Raw genomic sequence first — 2,999 nt, 5'->3', positions numbered from 1 at the left:
GAGGCAGAAGAAATTGAAGTTCAATCTGAAAATGAAGAACAAAAACCAAGATACATTAGCGATGTTGTGCCAGCAGAAATTGAAGACGACAGAAATTCTATTGTAGAAGGCGACAAAGTAATTTTGATTGTAGAAGATGATATTAATTTTGCTAAATCATTATTAGCTTTTACACAGAAAAAAGGTTACAAAGGCGTTGTTGCTGTAAGAGGAGATTATGCTTTAAATTTTGCCTTAATCTATAAACCAATTGGTATTTTATTAGATATCGAATTGCCAATTAAAAGCGGTTGGGAAGTTTTGGAAGAATTGAAGAATAATTCGCACACTAAACATATTTCGGTGCACATTATGTCATCGCATAAATTGAAACAAGAAAGCTTGCTAAAAGGAGCTGTAGATTTCTTAGATAAACCAGTTGCATTTGACAAGATTCCGGAAGTTTTTATGCGAATTGAGCATATCATCAATAAAGAATCTCAGAAGGTTTTAATTATTGAAGATAATCCGAAACACGCAAAAGCTTTGGCTTATTTCTTAGAAACGTATAATATCAATTCGGAAATTAAGAGTGAAGTTTCGGCAGGTTTATCGGCTTTAGGAAAAGAAGAGGTAGATTGCGTAATTCTGGATATGGGAATTCCAGATAAACAAGCCTACGAAATTCTAGATGGAGTTAAGAAAAGCCCAGGATTAGAAAATCTTCCTGTAATTGTCTTTACAGGAAAAAGTTTGTCTATAAAGGAAGAACTGAAAATTAGAAAATATGCCGATTCTATCATTGTAAAAACGGCTCATTCATACCAAAGAATGCTAGATGAGGTTTCGCTTTTCCTTCACTTAGTAGAAGAAAAGAAAGAAGGTACAGCAAAGGAAAACCACAAAAAGCTGAATTCGCTAAATAATATTTTGTTTGAGAAAAAAGTATTAATTGTAGACGATGATGTGCGAAATATATATTCGCTTTCAAAAGCTTTAGAAGCTTTCAAAATGAATGTAATTACAGCTTTTGACGGAAAAGAGGCTATTAAAATTTTAGATGAAAACCCAGATACAGATGTGGTGTTGCTAGATATGATGATGCCTAATATGGATGGCTACGAAACAGCAGAAAAGATAAGAAGTAATCCGAAATTTCTTAACTTAGCTGTAATAGCTGTAACGGCAAAAGCAATGACTGGAGACAGAGAAAAATGTATTAAAGCTGGAGCTTCAGATTATATTACAAAACCTGTCGATGTAGACCAGCTTTTATCGTTATTGCGAGTGTGGCTTTATGATAAAATCTAATCTTTAAAATGCTGTAAATGGGAAAGAAACGTGTTTTGATCGTAGATGATGATTCGAGGAATATTTTTGCTTTGGTAAACACTTTAAAAGCAAAATCGTATGATTGTTTATCTTGCTTAAGCGCCGAAGAGGCTCTAAAAATACTAAAAGAAGACTCGTCTATAGATGCAGTTTTAATAGATATGATGATGCCAGAAATGGATGGTTATGAGGCAATTCCGCTTATAAAAGAAATTCCGTCGCAAGAATCTACCTTAGTAATTGCCGTTACAGCACAGGCAATGGCAGGAGACAGAGAAAAATGTTTACAAGCTGGAGCAGACGCCTACATCTCTAAACCAGTAGATGTTGATAAATTACTTCAGATTTTGGAAGAAATCTAAATGAATTATGATTGAAGATATTGAGTTAGAAACTCTTATAAATGATGTTTACGAATATTATGGTTTTGATTTTGGAAGCTATTCGAGAGCTTCACTTAAACGACGAGTAAGCCGGGTTTTTTATTTAGATGGATTTAAACATTTTCATGAGTTTTTATCTAAAGTCCGTACCGATCCAGAATATTACAAAAGAATGATAGACGAAATCACGGTTAATGTAACCGAGATGTTTCGTGATCCATCATTTTATCTAACATTAAGAAAAGAAGTCCTCCCGCTTTTAGGAACCAAACCTTTTATCCGTATTTGGCATGCAGGCTGTTCTACGGGAGAGGAAGTATATTCTATGGCAATTATGTTGAAAGAAGAAGGTTTGCTTCATAAATCAATATTATATGCTACAGATATAAACGCATCTGTGCTAGAAACAGCCAAAAGTGGTATTTTTCCGTTACGAATGATAAAAGATTATGCAGACAATTATCGTGATGCAGGCGGACAACAGGATTTTTCAGATTATTACATTGCCAATTATGGTTTTGCAAAGTTTAACGAAAATCTTTCTGAGAAAATGGTTTTTTCACAGCATAACTTAGTTTCAGACAATTCGTTTAATGAGTTTGACCTTATTTTATGCCGCAACGTTTTAATTTATTTTGATAATAATCTGCAGAAAAGAGTTGTAAATCTATTTGATGATAGCTTGGCTGTTCTAGGATTTTTGGCACTCGGAACAAAAGAAACGATAAAATATTCTATATCTCAAACCAAATATAAACAATTTGCTAAAGAGAAAATATGGAGAAAAGTAAGAGAATAACAAATTGTAAAGTAATTATAATTGGAGGTTCGGCAGGAAGCTTACAGGCATTATTGCAAATTTTGCCTTTTATAAAAAAACCTGTTTCTTTTGCCATTGTAATAGTGGTTCATAGAAAAACTTCAGATGAACAAACCTTAGAAGATTTAATTGCCTTAAAATCGCAAATGATAGTAAAAGAAGTAGAAGACAAGGTAAAACTAGAATCAGGATTTATCTATATCGCACCGTCCAATTATCATTTATTATTTGAAAGAAACGAAACACTGTCTTTAGACACTTCAGAAAAAATAAACTACAGCAGACCAAGTATTGACGTCTCATTTGAGTCTGCTGCAGAAATATATGGCAATCATTTGATCGGAATTTTACTTTCGGGTTCCAATTCTGATGGAACAATCGGATTGAGGGCTATTCAGGCATTTGGCGGAATAAGCGTTGTCCAGAATCCGCTTTCTGCAGACATGCCTTTTATGCCCAATAATGCCATTTTGCATACGGTACCT

At 33.7% G+C, this 2,999-nt stretch carries 4 protein-coding genes; all 4 read left to right on the top strand.

Annotated features, from left to right (window positions below):
• Positions 1-1,290: response regulator (locus B3J44_RS19735; RefSeq protein ID WP_286970992.1), on the top strand; the 1,290-nt coding region annotated here is incomplete at its 5' end.
• 17 nt (positions 1,291-1,307) lie between these two features.
• Positions 1,308-1,673, top strand: a complete 366-nt coding sequence (locus tag B3J44_RS19730; protein ID WP_278021974.1) for a response regulator — start codon at positions 1,308-1,310, stop codon at positions 1,671-1,673.
• A 7-nt stretch (positions 1,674-1,680) separates the two neighbouring features.
• Positions 1,681-2,493, top strand: a complete 813-nt coding sequence (locus B3J44_RS19725) for a CheR family methyltransferase (protein WP_286970984.1) — start codon at positions 1,681-1,683, stop codon at positions 2,491-2,493.
• The coding region (locus tag B3J44_RS19720) for a chemotaxis protein CheB (protein ID WP_286970974.1) at positions 2,472-2,999 on the top strand (528 nt) is incomplete at its 3' end. The genes B3J44_RS19725 and B3J44_RS19720, both read left to right, overlap by 22 nt.

This window comes from Flavobacterium sp. UBA4854, assembly GCF_002399805.1.
GTDB lineage: Bacteria > Bacteroidota > Bacteroidia > Flavobacteriales > Flavobacteriaceae > Flavobacterium > Flavobacterium ginsengisoli.
The sequence above is the reverse complement of the archived record's forward strand: the minus strand, read 5'-3'. Positions and strand labels throughout refer to the sequence as shown.